This is a genomic window from Oceanobacillus sp. FSL W8-0428 (genome assembly GCF_038004405.1).
Classification (GTDB): Bacteria; Bacillota; Bacilli; order Bacillales; family Amphibacillaceae; genus Oceanobacillus; species Oceanobacillus sojae.
This window is the reverse complement of the sequence record NZ_JBBORB010000001.1, coordinates 2,125,383-2,145,158: the sequence shown is the minus strand read 5'-3', so window position 1 is coordinate 2,145,158 and position 19,776 is coordinate 2,125,383. Positions and strand designations below refer to the sequence as shown.

The 19,776-nt window shown below is 38.7% G+C and carries 20 protein-coding genes and 1 pseudogene; 11 read left to right on the top strand and 10 right to left on the bottom strand.

Going from position 1 to position 19,776, the window contains the following annotated elements:
• Window positions 1–96: 96 nt before the first annotated feature.
• Genes MKY30_RS09965 through galT form a run of 3 tightly spaced genes read left to right on the top strand, consistent with a single transcriptional unit; the run spans window position 97 to window position 3,757 of the window.
• Window positions 97–1,275, top strand: a complete 1,179-nt coding sequence (locus MKY30_RS09965) for a galactokinase (RefSeq protein WP_077604713.1) — start codon at window positions 97–99, stop codon at window positions 1,273–1,275.
• Window positions 1,272–2,276, top strand: coding sequence for a UDP-glucose 4-epimerase GalE (gene galE, locus MKY30_RS09960; protein ID WP_341083764.1), 1,005 nt, complete (start codon window positions 1,272–1,274; stop codon window positions 2,274–2,276). The genes MKY30_RS09965 and galE overlap by 4 nt, the downstream gene beginning before the upstream one ends.
• Window positions 2,273–3,757, top strand: coding sequence for a UDP-glucose--hexose-1-phosphate uridylyltransferase (gene galT / locus MKY30_RS09955; protein ID WP_341083763.1), 1,485 nt, complete (start codon window positions 2,273–2,275; stop codon window positions 3,755–3,757). The genes galE and galT overlap by 4 nt, the downstream gene beginning before the upstream one ends.
• Window positions 3,758–3,874: 117 nt before the next feature.
• Here galT and MKY30_RS09950 read toward each other — a convergent pair whose 3' ends face one another.
• Window positions 3,875–4,681, bottom strand: a complete 807-nt coding sequence (locus tag MKY30_RS09950; protein WP_341085618.1) for a histidinol-phosphatase — start codon at window positions 4,679–4,681, stop codon at window positions 3,875–3,877.
• 267 nt (window positions 4,682–4,948) lie between these two features.
• Complete coding sequence (locus MKY30_RS09945; protein ID WP_341083761.1) at window positions 4,949–6,541, bottom strand: DNA-binding protein; 1,593 nt, start codon at window positions 6,539–6,541, stop codon at window positions 4,949–4,951.
• 254 nt (window positions 6,542–6,795) lie between these two features.
• Between MKY30_RS09945 and MKY30_RS09940 the strand changes: the two genes are divergently transcribed.
• The 5 genes from MKY30_RS09940 to MKY30_RS09920 all read left to right on the top strand — a co-directional run bounded on the left by MKY30_RS09940 (window position 6,796) and on the right by MKY30_RS09920 (window position 12,082).
• Entirely contained in the window at window positions 6,796–7,734 is a 939-nt protein-coding gene (locus MKY30_RS09940) for a phosphate/phosphite/phosphonate ABC transporter substrate-binding protein (RefSeq protein WP_341083760.1), read from the top strand.
• A gap of 286 nt (window positions 7,735–8,020) precedes the next feature.
• A complete protein-coding gene (phnC, locus tag MKY30_RS09935) occupies window positions 8,021–8,794 on the top strand; it encodes a phosphonate ABC transporter ATP-binding protein (RefSeq protein ID WP_147209340.1) in 774 nt (257 codons plus the stop codon).
• The gene (phnE, locus tag MKY30_RS09930; protein WP_147209415.1) at window positions 8,794–9,585 is read left to right on the top strand and encodes a phosphonate ABC transporter, permease protein PhnE; all 792 of its coding nucleotides are present in this window, start codon (window positions 8,794–8,796) and stop codon (window positions 9,583–9,585) included. The genes phnC and phnE (MKY30_RS09930) overlap by 1 nt, the downstream gene beginning before the upstream one ends.
• Window positions 9,582–10,385 carry a phosphonate ABC transporter, permease protein PhnE gene (gene phnE, locus MKY30_RS09925; protein ID WP_147209339.1) on the top strand — a complete coding sequence of 268 codons (804 nt, stop codon included), beginning with the start codon at window positions 9,582–9,584 and terminating at the stop codon, window positions 10,383–10,385. Before phnE (MKY30_RS09930) ends, phnE (MKY30_RS09925) begins: the two co-directional genes overlap by 4 nt.
• 104 nt (window positions 10,386–10,489) lie before the next feature.
• Window positions 10,490–12,082 carry a bifunctional metallophosphatase/5'-nucleotidase gene (locus MKY30_RS09920; protein ID WP_341083757.1) on the top strand — a complete coding sequence of 531 codons (1,593 nt, stop codon included), beginning with the start codon at window positions 10,490–10,492 and terminating at the stop codon, window positions 12,080–12,082.
• Between the two features lie 364 nt (window positions 12,083–12,446).
• Here the strand turns inward: MKY30_RS09920 and MKY30_RS09915 are convergent, their stop codons facing one another.
• Window positions 12,447–12,581, bottom strand: a complete 135-nt coding sequence (locus MKY30_RS09915) for a hypothetical protein (RefSeq protein ID WP_341083755.1) — start codon at window positions 12,579–12,581, stop codon at window positions 12,447–12,449.
• A gap of 231 nt (window positions 12,582–12,812) precedes the next feature.
• On the opposite strand from MKY30_RS09915, the gene MKY30_RS09910 reads away from it, so the two are divergent.
• The 3 genes and pseudogenes from MKY30_RS09910 (at window position 12,813) to MKY30_RS09905 (ending at window position 13,622) form a co-directional block, all read left to right on the top strand.
• Complete coding sequence (locus MKY30_RS09910) at window positions 12,813–13,037, top strand: hypothetical protein (protein WP_341083754.1); 225 nt, start codon at window positions 12,813–12,815, stop codon at window positions 13,035–13,037.
• Window positions 13,010–13,141: pseudogene (locus MKY30_RS24135) on the top strand (Gfo/Idh/MocA family oxidoreductase); the annotation flags it as partial. The gene MKY30_RS09910 and the pseudogene MKY30_RS24135, both read left to right, overlap by 28 nt.
• Window positions 13,142–13,310: 169 nt before the next feature.
• Window positions 13,311–13,622: an MFS transporter gene (locus tag MKY30_RS09905; protein ID WP_341083753.1), complete on the top strand. Its 312-nt coding sequence runs from the start codon at window positions 13,311–13,313 to the stop codon at window positions 13,620–13,622.
• Between the two features lie 89 nt (window positions 13,623–13,711).
• Here the strand turns inward: MKY30_RS09905 and MKY30_RS09900 are convergent, their stop codons facing one another.
• The 7 genes from MKY30_RS09900 to MKY30_RS09870 all read right to left on the bottom strand — a co-directional run bounded on the left by MKY30_RS09900 (window position 13,712) and on the right by MKY30_RS09870 (window position 19,753).
• A complete protein-coding gene (locus MKY30_RS09900) occupies window positions 13,712–14,308 on the bottom strand; it encodes a group II intron maturase-specific domain-containing protein (protein WP_341085616.1) in 597 nt (198 codons plus the stop codon).
• Entirely contained in the window at window positions 14,230–14,757 is a 528-nt protein-coding gene (locus MKY30_RS09895) for a reverse transcriptase domain-containing protein (RefSeq protein WP_341083752.1), read from the bottom strand. The genes MKY30_RS09900 and MKY30_RS09895 overlap by 79 nt, the downstream gene beginning before the upstream one ends.
• 567 nt (window positions 14,758–15,324) lie before the next feature.
• Window positions 15,325–16,917, bottom strand: a complete 1,593-nt coding sequence (locus MKY30_RS09890; RefSeq protein ID WP_341083751.1) for a solute:sodium symporter family transporter — start codon at window positions 16,915–16,917, stop codon at window positions 15,325–15,327.
• A gap of 34 nt (window positions 16,918–16,951) precedes the next feature.
• Window positions 16,952–17,971, bottom strand: coding sequence for a Gfo/Idh/MocA family oxidoreductase (locus MKY30_RS09885; protein WP_341083750.1), 1,020 nt, complete (start codon window positions 17,969–17,971; stop codon window positions 16,952–16,954).
• A gap of 238 nt (window positions 17,972–18,209) precedes the next feature.
• Window positions 18,210–18,515 (bottom strand): PTS lactose/cellobiose transporter subunit IIA, encoded by a 306-nt coding sequence (locus MKY30_RS09880; RefSeq protein ID WP_193062877.1) that lies wholly within the window; start codon window positions 18,513–18,515, stop codon window positions 18,210–18,212.
• A gap of 2 nt (window positions 18,516–18,517) precedes the next feature.
• Window positions 18,518–18,814, bottom strand: coding sequence for a PTS sugar transporter subunit IIB (locus tag MKY30_RS09875; protein ID WP_193062876.1), 297 nt, complete (start codon window positions 18,812–18,814; stop codon window positions 18,518–18,520).
• Between the two features lie 183 nt (window positions 18,815–18,997).
• Window positions 18,998–19,753 (bottom strand): DeoR/GlpR family DNA-binding transcription regulator, encoded by a 756-nt coding sequence (locus MKY30_RS09870; protein WP_193062874.1) that lies wholly within the window; start codon window positions 19,751–19,753, stop codon window positions 18,998–19,000.
• Between the last annotated feature and the right edge of the window lie 23 nt (window positions 19,754–19,776).

Genomic DNA, 19,776 nt, shown 5'->3' with positions numbered 1-19,776 from the left:
TTTTTAGAATTTTGTAGTATTTTATATCTTTTGTTGTCACATCAATAAAATATGAATAGATATAAACCGCTTACTTTAAATAATAAGGAGGTCCCGATGACAAATTTAACAAAACTATTCCAAAAAACGTTTAATACATCGGATGTACCGAGAAAATTCTTTGCTCCAGGACGTATCAATCTTATTGGTGAGCATACTGATTACAATGGCGGGCATGTATTCCCGGCATCTATCTCACTTGGTACGTATGCTCTCGGAAGAAAACGCACAGATAATACATTTCGATTTTACTCATTAAATTTCTCAGAAAATGGTATCATTGAATGCACACGGAATGAGCTTTCTTTTCAACAGAAACATGCCTGGGCAAATTATCCCAAGGGAATGATTCAATATATTATGGATCAAGGATATGCAGTTGACACTGGTGCGGATATTTTATTTTATGGCAATATCCCTAATGGTGCAGGCCTCTCCTCTTCAGCATCTATTGAATTAGCAACCGGTGTTTTATTAGAAGGGCTTTTTCATTTAGAGATTGACCGCATAGAAATGATTCAAATCGGCCAGAGAGTCGAAAATAAATACATTGGTGTCAACAGCGGAATCATGGATCAATTTGCTATTGGCATGGGAAAAAAAGATAATGCAATGCTGTTAGACTGTCAGACCCTGAATTATCAGTATGCACCTATTACATTACAGGATTATACTATTATCATTATCAACACGAATAAACAGCGGACCCTGGCAGGCTCTAAGTATAATGAACGATTCGCTGAATGCAGAGAAGCATTAGCAGAGCTTCAAAAAAGGCTCCCTATCCAGAGTTTCGGCGAATTATCGCCAGAACAGTTTGAAGATAACAAATACGCTATTACGAATAAAATCCATCAAAAACGAGCCAAGCATGCTGTCTATGAAAACGCACGCACCCTGCAGGCTTTCGAAGAGCTGCATAAAGGTGATTTGCCCGCTTTTGGAGCATTGATGAATGAGTCACATCGTTCTCTGCAGAATGATTATGAAGTGACTGGTCTTGAACTGGATACAATTGTGCATGCTGCCTGGGAGCAGGAAGGTGTTATCGGCGCCCGTATGACAGGGGCCGGTTTTGGCGGCTGTGCTATTGCGATTATCCATCAGGATTTTGTTGATAATTTTAAGCAGGACGTTAATCAAATCTATCAAAACATCATTGGCTATGACGCTACATTCTATCTTGCTTCCATTGCGGATGGAGCGAAAGAAATTATGGAAGGAGAAATCCTATGAGTATTTTAGTTTTAGGCGGAGCTGGTTATATTGGTTCCCATGCAGTGTATCAGTTAATTGACCAAGGAAAACAGGTTATTGTTGTCGATAATTTGGAAACCGGTCATCCCGAAGCTGTTCACCCAAAGGCTATCTTTTATCAAGGAGATATACGCAATATCTCTTTTCTTCGTGAAGTATTTGCCAAGGAATCGATTGATGCTGTCCTTCATTTTGCTGCAAACTCCTTAGTTGGAGAATCGATGGAAAATCCGCTAAAGTATTTTGATAATAATGTGTACGGTACACAAATCTTATTGAAGGTGATGATAGAGCATAACGTGAAAAAAATCGTCTTCTCTTCCAGTGCTGCAACCTACGGTGAAGCAGCATCCATGCCAATTACAGAAGAAATGGACTGTCTTCCTGCAAATACCTACGGTGAAACTAAGCTCATCATGGAGAAGCTCATGAAGTGGACAGCACAGGCGCATGATTTAAATTATATTTCTCTTCGCTATTTTAATGTTGCCGGCGCCAGAGAAACAGCTGAGATTGGTGAGGACCATACTCCAGAGACACATTTGATACCTATTATTTTACAAACGGCTCTGGGGCAGAGAGAACATATTTCTATTTTTGGTGATGATTATGAAACAGCGGATGGTACATGTATCCGAGATTATATCCATGTGGAGGACCTTATCGAGGCGCATTTGCTAGCCTTGGAGTACTTAGACAATCATGAAAAGAGCGATATCTTTAACTTAGGGAGCAGTCAAGGATTTTCAGTAAAAGAAGTGATTGCCGCAGCAAGATCTGTCACAGGGATCGATATCACTGAAAAAATGAGTGGACGCCGGGCAGGTGATCCTGCCATGCTTATTGCCAGCTCTGAAAAAGCAAAAAGCATACTCGAATGGAATCCATCCCGCACATCTATTGAAAAAATGATACGGGATGCATGGAATTGGCATAGTGCAAATCCACATGGATACAGTGGAAGAGGAAATATAAAATGATTTACTCCATCATCGAAGGGCTTATCCAGCAATCCACAAAAAATGGGTTAATCGAATCCGCTGATCAAATTTATGTGCGTAATCAGGTTATTGCTTTATTAAATCTAGAATCCATACCCGAAGAAATGCCAGAAGCGTTACAGGATACTATCCCTAATCTATTAGAAGAAGTCCTAGCCTACGCTGTAGAACAGCAGCTGATTGAAGACATTTTTGATGAAAAAGAGATATTTGCTGCAAATATAATGAATTGCTTCGTTGCCCGTCCTTCTGAAATACAAGCAGCCTTTTATAAAAAATATGAAGCATCTCCGAAAGCAGCAACCGATTATTTTTACAACTTAAGTAAGAACAGTAATTATATACAGATGAACCGGATTAAGAAAAATATCCACTTTAAAGCAGAAACAGCTTACGGCAAGCTCGATATAACCATTAATTTGTCCAAACCGGAAAAAGACCCTGAACAATTAAAACGGGAAAGGCAAATGAAGCAATCCATTTCTTATCCAAAATGTTTATTATGTGTGGAAAATGAAGGCTACAAGGGCAGAGTCGGTTATCCTGCCCGGGCTAATCACCGTTTAGTGAAGGTTCCTTTAGGCGATGAAAACTGGTATTTTCAATACTCCCCCTATGTTTATTACAATGAGCATAGTATCGTATTATCTGAAAAGCACCGGGATATGAAAATTAATCAGGATACATTTGAAAGGCTTGTTACTTTCACAGAAAAGTTCCCACATTATTTTATTGGCTCCAATGCTGATTTACCGATTGTTGGCGGTTCGATTCTAAGCCATGATCATTATCAGGCGGGAAATTATGAATTTACCATGACAAATGCCGAGACTGTCTTTTTAATTGATCTGCAGCGTTATTCTGATGTAACTGCATCCATTTTAAACTGGCCATTGTCCGTTATCCGTCTGCATAGCAAAAATAAAAAAGCTCTGCTGTCTCTGGCAAATCACATCCTGCAAACATGGAAATATTATGATGATAAACAAGCCGGCATTCGAGCTTTTTCTGAGGACATACCTCATAACACCATTACACCAATTGCAAGAATGCGGGATAACAGCTATGAGCTTGATCTTGTTCTGCGTAATAACCGGACTTCAGACGAGCACCCTCTGGGCATTTTTCATCCTCATAAAGATGTTCATCATATTAAGAAGGAAAATATAGGTTTAATTGAAGTGATGGGTCTTGCCGTATTACCTCCGCGTTTAAAAGATGAGCTTATCGAAATCCAGCATTTTTTATGTGGAGAGCCATCTAATATAGAGGCCTATCATCAAGAATGGGCAGAGCAGATTAGACAGAATTATGGTATCTGCTCAAATTCTGAACAGGCAGGTATGATTATACAAAGGGAACTCGGCCAGAAATTTACAAAGGTATTGGAAGACGCAGGAGTTTTTAAAGAGAAAGAAGCATTTAAAAGGTTTATTAAAATATTAAATACCCCTAGTTGAATAATGTCGTTATTTCCCGGGAAATGTTGAAAGAGGGATAATATTGTAAAAAGTGGACGAAGCTTATATGCGTCGTCCACTTTTCACCATGAAAGCTAATCATTCCTGCCTTCAAAATTATAATAATACATTATGTCTTTTCTTATTTACGAAATAAACCATTTCCTTAAAGCCAATTTGTCTTAATGTTTCTTGTACCTCTTTATAATCATCGCCAATCCTGGAAGGAACATGTGAGTCTGAGCCAAAGGAAATATCTACTCCATAATAATAGGCTCTTTCCAATATTTCATGAGATGGGTACCAGCCGCCACAATCTTTATTTTTACCAGATGTATTTACTTCAATGGCAACTCCTTCATCAGCAATCACCTTCAATGTCTCATCTATAATTGGTGTCTTTTCATCATGAAAATCTAATAGAAACCCCTTCATTGCATCAATATGACCAAGAACCTGAAACATACCGCTCTTTGCAGATTGCTGTATCAAACGGTAGTAAGATTCTTTTTCCTCCAGACGTTCTTGTTTCGATAAATTATCCCATCTGCCTCTTTGAAAAATACTTTTACCATGAACAAAATGTACAGAGCCAATAATATAGTCAAAAGGATACTGCTTATATTTTTCTTTATACAACGCTTCATACTCCGGAAAATAATCACTTTCCATTCCTAATAGCACATGAATTTTATCCTGATATTTTTCCTTTAGTGACAATATTTCCTTTACATAGTTGTTCAGTTCGCTCTTGGCCATAGCTATTCCGGGATGAAGCTGATCTTCATCTGCATAAAAATATGGAGAATGATCAGAAATGCCTATGTAATGAAGCCCTCGATCGATAGCTGCTTGAATATAATCTTCTATTTTTCCTTCTGCATGTCCACAGCGGTCATGATGTGAATGTAAATCAAAGATAATATTTGTCATATAGTTTGCTCTCCCTTTCCATACTTTTCATTTAATTATATCCTATTAATACTTTCCTTTGTTATATTCATTTCAATTAAGCTACTAGTGTGCTTTATCTTTTTTTCTTCGCCTTCAAAAAAATTTCACAACAAAAAACTACCATCCGCATAACAGATGATAGTTCTTCGTAAATTACCGTTTTTCAAACTGTAAGTTATATGATTTTCTGTCTACCTCTTTATTGAATCGGAATATCTGATCCGTTTATCTGTCTGACTAACCTGCAATCGGATAGATTACCTCGCTGTATTCTAAAGAAACACTCTGAGCGCCAAGCATAATTGTCTTCGTATAAACATTATTTCCAGCCCCCAGACGAAGACGGATATTTGCGTTACCTTCTGATGCACCATTACCGACCCGCATAGTCACTGTGACCTCAGCTTCTCCCGATTCATCCGCTTCTAAAATACCAATGCTTTGGTAGCCATAGCTGTTGCCCGGCCAGCTTCCATCTTCATTCTGTATTTGTGAAACAGCTTTCCCGCCGTCAAGATAAATTTGCATTTCCGCATTTTCGATAACTTGACCAGGTTCCATATCCGTTAATGTTATCGTTGCTTCAAATGGCGTACCATCAACAGGAACTTCCTCCGGTGTCTCAATATTATATATGATATCTTTTGGCGGACTCACTTCAGATCCAAAAGCACCATCAGCAAATGTCGACGGTTCATACCATAAGTAGCCCTCCGCAGGCTTTCTCCATGGTTCATTTTCAGGCTCCGAAGAATTTTCTGGTGTCTCCATATCTAAAATTGGAGACGGCTCATCTAAAGGAATATCCACCTCAGAAAAAGCCTGATAATCCTCTTGATCCGCCAGCCAATTCACGATATTGACCAGTAACAGACCATTATCTGCATCCGTAAATCCATCATAGGTACGCTTCGTCTCTCCATGCTCTTCGTTCCGATACTTCGGTGTACTGTCCTCTACTGGAGAAGAATCTCCAATAAACGCAGACTTTCCATCTCCTTTTTTTCCTATAGCTGTAAACGGACCTTCATCTGTTCCACCGCCAAAATAAACACCCTGATCGACAGCATTGTTCCATTTATTTTCACCTTCTGTTAAACCTTCAGGCAAATACACAATACCTTTGGCAATTTCAGGATTCGTTACAGCCAGCGTAGACCCTGCATGAATAGTTACTTCACCGATACCTTCTGTTATGCCAAAAGCCTCCGATGAAGGAACGATGTCGTCTCCTATCGTATTATCAATTGCATTAAACCGGAAGCGGACTCCGAATTCTTCACTCAGCCAATCGGTGCTCTCCACTCCATTCATTGCTTCCTGCTCTCCGATGTTCATTCCCTTTGTCGGATCTTCATATGCTCCTCGCCGCCAGCCATTCATGATTTCATTCGAGTCCCAGCGATTGAAATTTCGATCAGCATTATAATGATCGGCTATAAAGAAGACACCTCCACCATTATCAGCAAATGCTGCAATCGCATCTTGTTCAGGCGTCTTAAAAGGAATTTGTGCTTCTGGAATAACAAGTACATTGAAATCTTCCAAATTTTCCAGTGATAAAGGTTCTGTACTTCGATGCTCCTGAACAACGTATCCTTCTTCAACCAATGCGTCAGCAAAATCAGAAAATGCTCCATCAATTACCCAGTCAGATTGCCCTGCAGTTTGACCATGACTATTGTCAAACAGAACTTTCATCCCATTCGGCTCTTCAGGATTCAGTACAGGAGCTGGATCATTGGGACCTTCTGCCGCAGCAATACTTCCAAATGTTAATAACAACACAAAAGACAAGGCTGACATCGTCCATCTCAAGGCATACTTCATTCTACACATACCTCCCAATTAATTTTTGAAAACGATTTCTATAATGTTCTATTATAACAAAATAGTCAAAAAATAACATTACTTTTACAAAACTTTAATATTTTACATTTAAAACAAACATTATGTCATAATTTACTTTTTTTTAGCAAAATTATATGTATTATTTGACATATTCCATGTTATAATTATGTAGAATTTCGAAATAATAGGTAATCGAATCTATTACCCATATTTTTTACTAGGAGGTTTTATCAATGACGTGGAAGAAAACAGGCATTTTTCTGTTTGCCGTATCCTTATTATTTTTAGCTGCATGCGGTAGTTCAGATGATTCGGCTGACGGCGATAACTCATCAGATGGCGATACATACGTACCCGATACACTGACAGTACAATTTGTTCCTTCTCAAAATGCGGAAACTTTAGAGGCAAAAGCAAAACCTTTAGAAGATTTACTGGAGAATGAGCTGGATATTGATGTTACTGTAAGTGTTTCAACAAATTATAACTCTGTTGTCGAAGCATTGGCTTCCGAGCAAATTGATGTAGGATTCCTGCCGCCGAATGCATATGTGCAGGCACATGACGAATACGGTGCAGCAGATGTAATACTGCAGTCTCAGCGTTACGGTGTAAATGACGACGGTACAAACACAGATGAACTTGTAGACTCTTATTACTCTATGTTTATTGCAAAATCTGATTCCGATATTGACAGCATAGCTGACTTGAAAGGTAAAACCATTGCGTTCCAGGACATCACTTCTTCAGCTGGTTATGTTTGGCCTGCTGCTGCTTTGATGGATGAGGGAATTGATCCTTTAACAGATGTAAAACCGTTAACTCTTCAAGGACACGATGCAGCTGTTACGGCAGTACTTAATGGAGAAGCAGATGCTGCAGCAATCTTCCAGGATGCACGTAATGTTGTTTTATCTGATTTCCCTGACGTGTTTGAAGATACAAAGGTGATTGCTCATACAGAGCTTATTCCAAACGATACGATCGCTGTACAGACGAACATGGATGAAGAATGGAAAGAAAAAATCAAGCAGGCATTTATCAATGTCGGTGAGTCCGAAGAAGGCCGGGAAATTGTTCGTGACATTTACACACACGAAGGCTATGTTGAATCCCAGGATTCCAATTTTGATATTGTCCGTGAATATTCAGAGCGCATTCAAGAACAGTAGAAACAACATACTGTTCCTATAGAAAGTTAGATTTATAAAAAAAGCTTTATAAAGATATGATCAACAGACGGAACTTTCACTTTCATTTATTCCGTGATTGATTATCAAGCTGATTAAAGCTTTATAGTATCATTCCTGAAAGGATGTCTAAAAGGGTAAATCCTTTTTATTCATCCTTTTTAAAATTTGTCAGCATTTTTTAACATCTTCCCGCATCTTGTGTATATGGGAATCTGTATACAGTCAGCCTATGGCCGGCTATTTCTGATAAGAAAGTTGGGTAAATATGATTGAATTAAATGACGTTTCTAAAGTCTACTCAAATGGTGTAAAAGGATTAGAAGACGTTAATCTAAAAATTAATAAAGGCGAATTTGTATCGATTGTCGGTTTATCAGGAGCAGGTAAATCTACATTGCTCCGTTCGATCAACCGTCTCATTGATATTTCTTCCGGTGATATAAAAATAGATGAAAAATCTATCACGTCTGCATCGGAAAAACAGCTGCGTATGATCCGCAGAGACATCGGAATGATTTTTCAGAGCTTCAATCTTGTAAAGCGTTCCAGTGTGCTGCGCAATGTTCTCTCTGGGCGTGTTGCTTACAATAATACTTTGCGGACGCTTTTAAACCTTTTTCCGCAAAAGGATGTTGATCTTGCCTTAAAAGCATTGGAAAGAGTGAATATATTGGATAAAGCTTATACAAGATCCAGTGAACTTTCCGGTGGACAGCAACAGCGCGTTTCCATTGCACGTACATTGGCTCAGGAAGCAAAAATAATCCTGGCTGATGAACCAACAGCATCACTTGATCCGGTAACTACCAAACAGGTAATGGACGATCTAAAAAAAATCAATACAGAAGATGATGTCACAGTAATTATCAATCTGCATTTTGTTGACCTGGCAAAAGAATATTCCACAAGGATTATTGGTCTTCAGGCAGGGAAAGTTGTCTTCGATGGCACACCGGAAGAGGCTACCTCAGAGGTTTTTGAAGAAATTTACGGTCGCTCACTTAAAGAAGATGAATTGCTCGGGGAGGAAAACCTATGATGGACACAAAACTGAATGGACCCCTCCCGGCGAAGCCTTCAAGGTGGCCATTTTATTTTTTTCTCATTGGTCTGTTTGCAATTGTGTTAATTAGTGCCATTTATATCGGAGCAAATCCGCTTACTTTTATCCAGAACAGCGACAATATGGTTGATTTATTTGTCAGAATGTTTCCGCCTGCCTGGTCGTATATAGCAACAACAACGCCGGCCATGCTGGAGACAATCCGTATGGCTCTCTTAGGAACAACCATTGGGATGGTATTTTCCATTCCTATTATGTTCCTGTGCGCGCGTAATATTTTCCGGCTGCGCTGGCTGGTGGAATTATCACGAATTGGTTTGAACGTTTTACGTACCATTCCAGATTTACTTTTAGCTGCTATTTTTGCAGCAATTCTCGGGTTCTCTCCTCTCGCAGGGATTGTCGCGTTATCTATTTTTTCGATTGGTATTATTGCAAAGCTATCCTTTGAAGCAATTGAAAATATTGATAACGGACCTTTGGAATCAATGACTGCGGTAGGCGCAAATAAACTGCAATGGATTGCTTTCGGCGTTGTCCCGCAAATACTGCCGCATTTTGTTTCCTATGTGCTTTATACGTTTGAAATTAATATCCGTGCTGCAGCTATTCTTGGTTTGGTCGGAGCTGGCGGTATTGGGGTCTTCTATGACCGCGCACTTGGTTTTTTCGCCTACGATCAGGTTCTGGCGCTGATTCTGTACACCTTAGTCGTTGTTATTATCATTGATTTAATTAGTTTGAAGATAAGGGAGAAACTGCTATGAGTCAACGTGATCAACTAAAAAAAGCACGCGCCAGGAAAAGAGGAAAAATCGCAATTATTCTTATCGGCCTGATTGCTATATACGTCTGGGCAATCTCCGGAATTGAGTTCAGAGGTATTCAAGAAACAGCAGGACCTGTTACGAAAAATATATTAAAAGGCTTTATTTCTCCGGATTGGAGCTATGTATATAGTCCTGACGGTGAAGATTTAATCCGAGGACTGCTGGAAACCTTGGCTATTGCCATTGCCGGTATTTTCCTGTCTATTATTCTTGCGGTTCCTGTCGGGCTTTGGGCAGCCAAAAATTTAAGTAAAAGCTTTATCACTTCCCAAAGTGGAAAAGGGGTATTGAGCTTTTTCCGTACACTTCCGGATATCATTCTCGCCCTTCTTTTTATCAAGGTAGTCGGACCTGGTGCATTTGCAGGGATGCTGGCACTTGGTATTGGAGCGATGGGGATGCTGGGTAAATTATATGCAGAGGAAGTAGAAGCTATGGATCCGGGACCTGTTGAATCGATTGCGGCTGTTGGAGGGAATAAATTGCAGCAGCTTGCTTTTGGAGTCATTCCTCAAGTATTGCCAGGTTTTATTTCCGCAACACTCTATCGTTTTGAAATCAATATGCGTTCTGCAGCTACATTAGGGCTCATTGGTGCCGGAGGAGTCGGTACAGCATTAATTTTTGCCATCCAGGGCCGGAGCTGGGACCGTGTTGGTATCATTCTCATCGGAATTGTTGTAGTCGTATTAATCGTCGACCTGCTTTCCAGTGCATTGAGAAAGAGAATTACTTAAGAACGATTTAATTAACCTCCTCCCATAGATCATACGTAAGTAGATTTATGGGAGGAGGCTTCTTATACCAGCCTTATTCAAGAACGAAAGGAGCGTGTATTTTTTTGAAAAAGAAAAAAATCGTTATTTTATTTACAAGTGATGTCCACGGCAAAATTTCACCATATAACAGCCAGGACAAAAGCTATGATGGCAAAGGTTATGCCAAAGTATCCTCTGTCATAAATACTGTAAGAAAAGAAGAAGAAAATGTAATTGTCATTGATAATGGAGATATGCTGCAGGGCACGCCGCTTTCGCATTACATGCTTGCAGAGAAAGAGGATAACAGTCAAATTCATCCGGTAATTTCTGCCTGTAATACCATTCAATATGATGCAGCTGTTATCGGTAATCATGAATTCAATTATGGCCGGGAGAAGCTGGAAAAAGCCGTGAACGATTCGAGCTTCCCATGGTTATCTGCTAATATCGTAAAAAAAAGAACTTCAGATCCTTATTTTGGGACACCATATACGATTAAAAAATTTGATGGAATGACGGTTGGTATCCTTGGATTGACAACCAAAAATATTCCCGTGTGGGAGCCGGACCGTCATATTGACCGCTTCGATTTCCTGGATCCGGTGGAAACTGCAAAAAATTGGATACGCCATTTAAAAGATGAGAAACAGGTGGATGTTGTCATTATCGCCTATCATGGAGGTTTTGAATCTGACCCTGTAACAGGTCAGTATCTTGCCGCCAGTAATGGAGAAAACCAGGGAAATGAGTTATTGGCAAGTCTGCCTGAAATCGATGTATTAATTACTGGTCACCAGCACCTGGTTTATCAGGCAGTTACAGAAGCGGGCACAGCGGTTATTCAGTCTGGAACAAAAGGAGAATTCGTCGGCCGCATTGATTTGGACCTGGAAAAAGATCAAGAAGAAGACCAATTTACTTTGGTACACAAAGAAACGTCACTCCTTCCGGTAAAAGATGCTCCAGCAGACGAAACGATTTTATCAGATATCAAAGAGATAGAAAAAGAAGTAGACGATTGGCTCGATGAAACATTAACAACTATATCTGACCCGTCTACGATGCAAATTGAAGATCCGCTGAAGGATGTATGGATAAAAGAACATCCTATGATTGAATGGGTCAATAAAACCTTTTTGAAAATCACTGGAGCGGAAATGGCCTCAACAGCCTTTTTCCTCACACAGGGTATGACATTCAGCAATACACTTACCAGAAGAGATATACATGCATTCTATCCGTTTGCCAATACATTAGTCGTGATGGAGGCAACCGGAGAAGAAATCCGGTCCTCTCTTGAGTTCAGCGCATCCTTTCTAACATTGGACGCAGACGGCCTTCCTGCGATAAGTGAGTCTTGGAAATATCCGCGTTTACTCAGCTATAACTATGATATGTGGGAAGGAATTCAGTATACTGTTAATCTACATAAACCAAAAGGTGAACGGATTACTTCTCTTACATTTAACGGAGAAGCACTGGATCCAAACAAAAAATACTGCGTAGCGACAAGCAGTTACCGTGCAAGTGGTACAGGCGGCTATGATATGTTTGGCGAGGATAAAATTATCAAGGAATTTCCGTTTGGTGTAACGGAAATGCTGATTGAGGAACTGGAAAATACAGAGGAGTTTATTCCGCAAACTAACCAGAATTGGAAGGTATTGAGGTAAGATTCTTCTATCATTTAAAAAATACCAGCTGGATCTATTAATAGATCCAGCTGGTATTTTTAATGTCATCACCTTATTTACAATATCCCTTTTCTATCGTAATTGGTCGAGAGAACCCTTACGATCTATATGACTATATATCATCGCATCTTTTGCAAATAGGTATGGTTGCAAAGGAATGTCTGGATGATGATTACGGATCCCTTTCCCATGAACCAAGACATTTTCCAAACCATATTCCATAACTTCTTTGTTAGGGTCAGGTGTGAATGTTAATTGAACAACAAAAGAGTGCCCATCATATTGAATTACGAGCTTCCCCTCTTTGACATAAATGAACAGGAAGCTGTCTAGTGTTTCTCTTCTAATTTGATAATTCGTATTGCAATAAAATCTGCCAGAGTTGATCACATAATAAAGTGCTTTTTTTTGCAAATTCATTGGTCATTGCAAAATACATTTTCGATGGTTCTACCGTTCCTTTATCTTCAATTTGCATATGCATATCTCCTTAGGCTCAGTAAATTTAATACGGATCTTCAAGCATTACAGCTGTTTTGAAAACTATTTTATAAAGTATATCAAATAGACCGCTAAAATACCAAAGAGCAAGATTCTTAAATTTTAAAGCAATATTAACTAATGGCTTGTCTAAAAATCTATAATAGTATTCTAGTTAGAAACAAAGTTAATAAAAACTTAACAAAAAGTTATCTAGGAGGTATTTAATATGGATGTAAGAATTGGATTAGTCGGTGCAGGTTGGATGGGAAAGGCTCATAGCAACTCATTTGTAAATGCTTTAATAGCTTTTGGACCTGAATATGGAAAACCTGTATTTGAAGTTGTATCAGACGTAAGCGAGGAAGCTGCACAGGTAGCCTGTAATCGGCTTAGGTTCCAAGATATACAACCGACTGGCAGGATATTGTCACAAATGAAAATGTTGACTTAGTTGGCATTGCAACCCCAAATGCTTTTCACTACGATATTGCTAAAGCTGCTTTAGAGAATGGAAAACATACTTACTGTGAAAAACCATTAACATTGACAGCAGAACAATCGGTGGAATTAGCAGAGCTTGCCAAAGAAAAAGGCGTAGTTAACTATGTTGGCTATAATAACGTGATGAATCCTGCGAACGCTTATGTAAAAGAGCTTGTGGAATCAGGAAAGCTAGGCAAGATTGTTAAATTTTCCGGAACGTATGACCAAGATGGTCTGTTAGATGAATCGCTTCCAATTAACTTGGGGAACGGTCACATGGATTTTTGTATCCGAGATATTTCCGAACCGTATCTGCGGACAAGCTGTATCTATCGCAACTGCATTACACTGGATTGCCAACTTAACGATTTCTTCCACATTTCCGCCAATCAATGATGTACTAGGTGGAATGACATTCTCTATTTACGGTGCATTGAGTGTGCTTGCCGTTATCTTCATTTGGAAGTTTGTACCGGAAACAAAAGGAAAGACTTTGGGAGAGTTAGAGCAGATCTGGGAAAATAAGAGTGTGGATAAAAAGGCAGCACTGTAATTAATCAAATCGAGTAGAGGGAAAAGCTACCTATCTTTTCGCCCCTCTCACACCACCAGTACATACGGTTCTGTATACGGCGGTTCAATTTATATCTCAGTGTGTACTTTTAGATAATGGTCTAAGGCAAAGGGGATACCTCTTTGCCTTAATCGTTTATTAGATAAAGCTCTATGAAAAACTTTCGATAGACCAATAAATCGAAAACCTTTCCTACAATAAGTTAGACCCTTAGCTTCTTCTTTTGGTATACCAAGTTGGACAAGAGAGTTGATTCTCTTCTTGTTATTCTTCCACTGTTTCCAGATAGTCACTCTTATTCTGGAGCGTAGCTTGGCATCTATGGATTCTAAAACACGCTTCATATTAGCTTTCCTAAAGTAGTTAACCCAACCATAAATGACCTGTTTTAATTTAACGATTCTGTCATCCAAGGAGATACTCCAGTTTCTTTTCGTCAATCGACGGAGTTTTCTTTGGAATTTTTGAATCGATGCTTTACTGGGTCTCGGTTGAAATTTCTTCTTATTTGCGTCATAGTAAAATCCAAAGCCGAGAAATGTGGTTTTCGTCGGGCGTGATATGTTACTTTTCTCTGCATTTACCTTTAGTCCCAGTTTCTTTTCGATAAATGTTGTAATGGAAGTAAGGACTCTATTTGCTGCCTTTTCGCTTTTGACAAAGATAAGGCTATCGTCTGCGTATCGAAAAATCGTTCTAAGCCAATATCCACCAGCCACATGTACCCGTCATTGATATATTCCAATGCTTGAATCATTGCCATTTCGCAACTTCTTCTTGGTCTGAAGCCATAGCTGTAATCGCTGAATTGCTTCTCAAATATAGGGCTGAGCACTTGGCTAATCGCTTGTTGGATAACTCTGTCAACCACCGTTGGAATAACCAATTTGCGCATTTTTCCATTTTCTTTCGGTATTTCTACCCGTAGTGCCGGCATTGGTTTATATTTCCTTTTCCTGATTTGCGTTCGCAATTCCTCTTTGTGTTCCCTCAGGTACGCTTTCAGTTCCTTTACAGTTACGCCGTCTACTCCGCCTGCACCTTTATTTCGGTACATTCGAAGATAGGCTTCGTTCATATTCTGATTACTTAATATCTTTTCTAAAAGTTCCACACTCGTTTCTTCCTTTCCTTTCACGTGACGAAGAACACTTCTCTTTTGATTATCCTCTGAGATACGCTCATACTTTCATCATTAACACATTCAGAAGTTTATCCTTCATGCATTCATGGCGTAGAAACACTATAAATTGTTCAGCCCTTCATGATTTTCATCACTACTACGGCGTCGGCTGACTTCTCACGATAAACCTTTTTCGACCAGCTTTCTTTTTAGGGGACTCCTCAGCTGTCCGTGAGACCTCCCAGGGTAAGACAACTATCTTTCCTCTTTTACTCGCCTAATTTACTCTGCAGGGTTACGCACATCTTTTGGATTTTGACTTGAATTGGAGCCTTGTCCGCCTGCAGAGCCTTGATATCAGATTTCTGTTCGTCAAGCCAAGATTTTGATTCACGCTTCCTTCAGCCTTTACCTCGCGATAAATACCTTGCGCTTCTCTAGTGGTTGGTCGATGTGTACCCCCACGATGGATTTTCACCACCTAGATAGTTGCATGCCTGGCGCACAACATGAAAGAAAGCAAACACCTCTAACAGAGATGTTTGCTTTCTAAATCAATTATCTAGCCAATACAAGTGGGGAAAAGACAACATAAGATGCTACTACAATCAATAAGATTAAAATACCAACCCATCTAACATGTTTCCAAGGCGTGATATCCACTTTGTTTTGATATTTGTCGAATTGGAATCCTTCTTGAGACGGTTTCTTTACGCTATAGAAATATAGAATAGCTAAATCTAACAAGAAGAGGACACTCCAAACATATAGATAATGGATATCTGGAATAACTACTTTAGACAATGCGTACACAACAATATGGAAGATCAATGTAACCTTTGCACCTGTAGCCGATGTCTTTTTAGAGTAAAAACCAACTAGAATAATAGCTAAGAGCGGCATACTATAGAGACCATTAAATTCTTGAATGACTGCATATAACCCTTGTGGAAATAGAGAAATCAATGGTGCAATCAAAACAACGATAACGCCAATAACAATAGTCAAAACTCTTCCCGCTTTCGCAATTTGACGGTTTGTAGCTTGTTTATTAATGACCGGTTTATAGAAGTCTAAGCTGAATAAAGTAACAGTGGCACTTAGTGCTCCAACAAAAGAACTGATAATTGCTCCAAATATTACTGCTCCAAATAGACCGGCAGCCCAATCAGGTAGCACCTCTGCTAGTAATGCAGGGTAAGCAAGATCCATTTGCATGCCTTCACCAAACATATTGTAGGCAATAACCCCAGGAATTACTAAGAAAAACATACCGGATATTTTAAAGAATCCAACAAACATGGCACCTTTTTGTGCTTCTTTTAAGTTTTTCGCGGCCAGTGCTTTTTGAACAATCATTTGGTTTGTACACCAAAAATACAAGTTATTAAAGAGCATTCCTAAGAATAAAGTCGGCCAAGGTACAATGGGCGAGTCCAATGCTCCCCAAGCATTCAGTTTTTCAGGCGAATTGGTTAAAAATCGGTCTAAACCAGTAAAGAAGCTGTTCTCGCCTAACGCGATAAACCCTAAAACCGTAATCGTCATACCGCCAAGCAATAGGCCAATGCCATATAGTGAATCACTATGCGCTATCAGGGAAAGGCCCCCGACGAATAAATAAGTAACACCAACTAAACCAATAACTGTCGAGATAATTATGACAGCTGTTATTCTGCTGACACCCAAGTGTTGCTCAATTCCGAATAGATCATTGAAAATCAACGCTCCAGAATATAAAACAACAGGCATAAAGCTGATAACATAGGTGAATATAAAGAGAACGGATACAATCCTTTTTGTAAATGTATCATAGCGGATTTCAATAAAATCAGAAATGGTATTTACACCATATTTAAAATATTTTGGTAAAAACACCCATGCTAGCATAACAATAGCAACGGAAGCAGTTACTTCCCAAGCCATTACTTCCATACCGGCTACATAGGCTTGACCGTTTTGCCCTACTAATTGCTCTGTTGACAGGTTGGTCATAATAATCGTCATGCCAACAGTTGTTCCGACAAGAGAACGCCCGCCTAAAAAGTAACCCTCTGAATCTTTGTTATCGATACTTCTTGTCCGATAAAAAGCATAAAGATAGATCAACAGCAGTACAACAACAAAACTGATAATACTAAATAAATTCAATTTATTCTCCCCCTAAAATGATGTGCATTGTCCTTTAATATTGAATATCCACTAATTTATTTTCATCAAATGATTCTTGGCATGCTAACGCTACCTCTGTTCCTCTTAAACCATCAATAGCAGTTATTTCAGGCTGTTGATTTTCTCGAATGCAGCGGACAAAGTCCTTCAATTCATTTACATAAGCTTCCGCAAATCGTTCAGGAAAATGCTGAGAGGAAGGGCGGACTGCGCCATGCTCGTTAAATACAGCTACTTTGTTTTTTTCAGGAGATGCAGCAATTCGCAGCATGCCTTTGGTTCCAATAATTTCTGTTTCTACATGGTAACCATGGGAAGCTGTACGTCCAGCAACCAGCAAAGCGGTTACATCGTTGTCCAATTTCATGGTAACTGTTCCTAACTCTAATTCATTCAGCTCATTCAATTCCGGCGCAGCTTTATTCGTTCCTGTTGCCCAAACAGTTGAAATTTCGGATTTGGTCAGCCATCTGATCACATCAATATCATGGACGCTCATATCCAGGAACAGCCCGCCGCTTGGACTCTTCTTAGCAAAGTTGACAAAACTGTCTAACCCTTGAATCGGATCAATACTATAGGAACGAATTAACGAAATATCTCCAATTTGTCCGCTATCTATCATTTCTTTCGCATATAGATAATCTTCATCAAATCTTCTCATAAATCCTAAGTGAAAAATGCGGTCACTTTTCTCAATTTCATCTATCGTTTGCTTGATATCTTCTACTTCTAAACCAATCGGCTTTTCACAAAAAATATGCAAATTCTTCTTCAATGCTAAACGAATATGCTCTGTATGGAATCCAGAAGGTGTAACAATGCAAACAGCATCTAACTCCGCTTGTTCCAGCATTTCCTCATAATTTGTGTAAACATTTGGGACTTTATATTTTTCCTTCACCTGTTTATTTACTTCCTCATCTAAATTAGAAACCGCTGTCAATTCGACTCCTTTTAGATTATAGATATTTTCTGCATGAATCAGGCCTAGTCTTCCTAATCCTGCAACACCAATTTTAAGCGTTTTCATTTGAAATTCTCCTTTGTTAAACTTATAGATATATTCACTAACGTTGTTACTATGTTATATACTATTACAAAAATTAATATTTAGTCAAGTTTTTATTAAATTATGATTAATTTATTGTTATCTTTTGTAATCAATTTGACTAGTATCTGCATGTCTAAATTCGCTGAACACCTCTTTTTTTCATAAAAAAAATCCTGTAATGGCATATACCAATTACAGGATAATCTTTTTCTATGATTTATTTTTTTAAATGAAGCTCTGCTAATTCCTGCGCCATATCACAAATCATTTGAGCATTTGTCACATGATCCATCGCATGAATGACATAAATATTGATATCTGTCTGCTGCTCACGGCTGTTCAATTGCAAAAGCTCCGTCTGTTTTTTATGAGCAGCTATCAAATGCTTTTTAGCATCAGCGATGCCTGCTTCATATCCTTTTATATCTTGTTCTTTTGCAAGACCTAATGCCTGATAAGCTAACGTTTTTGCTTGAGAAGCTTCTGTAATCAAAGGCATAAATACTTCTATATCGATTGCCATTGTTACGCCTCTCTTATCTGTTCAAAAATGCTGTAAACATTCATGCTGTTATAGTCTTTCACTGAAATTTTAGCGACTTTTGCATTTGTTGATGCTTCGTAATTCTCAGCGCTATGATGAATTTGGGGCCCTAATAATACAACATCTATATTATGCTCTTTCACGTAATCCAAGCCTTCTTCCAGACTTTTAGATTGAATATCGATACCTTGCCCTTTTTCTTGCGCAAGTTCATTTAATTTTTTTACTAATAAACTGGTTGTTATCCCTGCTTCACATACTACAATCACTTTTTCCATCCGTTACACCTCTTTTTTAGTTATATTCGTCACACTGATTCGTGCAATTAAAATATGGAAATAGAAATTTCTTGATGATTGTGCACCCTTTCACAGTGTGAAGTTTTATTTTATATTAAAGAGTTTACCCTAAGAATGCAATTTTTCTGCATACAATCATTTTTTATGAAGGGTATTACAAAATCAATTTGGATAAATTACTTCATATTGATTTTGTTCACTATGTGTTATATATGCTTTCGGAGGTTCCTGATCCGTTATTAAATAATCAATGTCATCAAAATTACAATAGGTAGTCAATGCATACTTATCAAATTTTGTATGGTCTACAAGAATAAATACTTGCTCACTTTTTTGGATTACTTTTGCCTTTACTTGTGTTTCTAAAGGAGATGAATTCGTTATTCCTTTATCCAGTGAAAGTCCTGTCGAAGCCATAAAAGCTTTATTAAAATTATATTTTTGGATTACTTCTGCGCTTTCTGTTCCGACGTAAGATCTTGTAGAACGCTCGAAAACCCCGCCTGTTGAATAAATGTTTAAATTGGGATAAGCGCTGGCATCCAAAGTGAAATCGAGATTGTTGGTGACAATAGTAATATTTTTATACTTGATAAAATCAAGCAATTCTACGGTAGTAGTTCCTGAATCAAGAAATATAATATCCCCATCCTCAATAAACTCCGCTGCTAATTTTGCAAGCTTTTGTTTTTCGTGGAATTGCTTAACTTTCCGGTCTTGATACGGAACGGTCAGCGGCTTTGAAATAGACACTCCGCCGTAAACCTTCACCAATTGTTCTTCATCTACAAGCTCCTGAATGTCCCGTCGGATTGTATTTTTAGAAACACCAAATCGATCTACAAGTTCATCAAGTGATACAGATTCTTTTTCTTTCACATATTCAAGTATTGCAGTTACCCGCTGCGCTTTCATCATATAGCATTCTCCTTCCAAGAAAT